This is a genomic window from Mesorhizobium sp. M7A.F.Ca.CA.004.06.1.1 (genome assembly GCF_003999135.1).
In the GTDB taxonomy this organism is placed as follows: Bacteria; Pseudomonadota; Alphaproteobacteria; order Rhizobiales; family Rhizobiaceae; genus Mesorhizobium.
Genome location: NZ_RZPQ01001108.1, coordinates 1 through 1,348, shown reverse-complemented (window position 1 = coordinate 1,348; position 1,348 = coordinate 1). Strand labels below are relative to the sequence as shown.

Sequence of the window (1,348 nt, the reverse complement as noted above, 5' to 3'; positions counted from 1 at the left end):
GAAGAAGCACATCATGGCCGTCATGAAGTCGGCGAAGGCGATCTTCCAGACGCCGCCATGGTGGGCCTCGTCATGGTCGTCATGGCTGCGCCGCACGATGATGATCTCGTGGCGGCCGTGGTCGGCGTCTGCGACGCTCATGCCAGGACCTCCGAGAGGACCGTCGACCATTCGGCCATGCGCGTCTCGAACACCGCCTCGTCGATGGCGACGGTCAGGTCGAAGCCTGGCGCCTCGACAAAATCGAGATTGGCGGCGCGGGGTCCGAGCGACGCCTTCAGTGTTTCGAACATCGAGAGCGGGCCGCGCACGACGATGCGCACCGCTTCGGCATCGCCGACCGCTTCGCGGATGGCGCCGGCCAATGCCTCGATCGAACGTTTCTGCAGATCGTCGCTGACGATGCCGCCGATGATGCGGGCGACCGTGGCGGCGACAAGTCCGGTGACGCGCGCCTCCATGGCATCGATGCGCAACGAGACCGCCTTGCCGACATCGTCGCCGAGGCTTTCGAGAAATATCCTTGCTTCCTCGGCATTGGCCTGGCGTTCGGCTTCGAGCGCGGCGTCATGCGCAGCCGACAGGCGGACCTCCAGCGCTGCCTCCGCCTGGGCAACCGCCTCGGCGATCAGCGTGCCGATATCGGCCTGCGGCGCCGGCGTCTCGGGCTTGTGTTCGGGATCGATTGCTGCCCGCGACTGGCCGGCACGTTGCGCGCGCGTCCCGAAATCAGGCAGAAGGTCGAAGAGGGCTACGGAGGGCATGGTTTACACCGCCACTTCCTGGGCGGCCCATTTGCGCAGGATCTGCGCGGTGCGCTCCTCGTTGAGGTCGACCATCCTGGCAAGCCTGTCCTGCGGCGCCGGCCGGATCTTCTGGCGAAGATCGTCGAGCGGCGTGGGGCCTGGGCGTGTGCCTGGCAAGGTCCCAATCGCGGCACTGTCGGTAGCCGCCATTGCCTCCGGCGTCGGCAGCGAGCGCTGGACGTCGTCGAAGCTGGGACCTGCCAGGGCCGGAGTAGCCTTTGCCGTCAGCGCCGCGGCCATCGGCCTCAGGCCGAAGAAGGCGACCAGGAACACCACGACGATGAAGGCACCGGCATTGATCATCGTGCCGGCATGCTGGCCGATCGAATCGAGCATTCCCGCCTGCGGGATCGCCTCGCCATCCAGGCCGTCGATGAACTCGACCGCCGAGACGTCGATGATGTCGCCGCGCTTTTCGTCAAGGCCGGTAGCGGACGTGACCATCTTCTGGATCTCGGCGACGCGCTTGGCGATCTGCTCCGGCGTGGCGTCCTTGCCGAGGATGGCCGTCAGCCGTTGCTGATTGGCGACCACGGCAATCG

At 66.6% G+C, this 1,348-nt stretch carries 3 protein-coding genes; all 3 read right to left on the bottom strand.

The annotated features are described in order from the left end of the window. The coding region (locus tag EN906_RS34270) for a flagellar motor protein MotB (protein WP_281060477.1) at positions 1-141 on the bottom strand (141 nt) is incomplete at its 3' end. Then, a complete protein-coding gene (locus EN906_RS34265; protein ID WP_127270048.1) occupies positions 138-764 on the bottom strand; it encodes a hypothetical protein in 627 nt (208 codons plus the stop codon). The genes EN906_RS34265 and EN906_RS34270, both read right to left, overlap by 4 nt. Before the next feature lie 3 nt (positions 765-767). Then, on the bottom strand, positions 768-1,348 hold a 581-nt coding region (locus EN906_RS34260; protein WP_281060476.1), incomplete at its 5' end, for a flagellar M-ring protein FliF C-terminal domain-containing protein.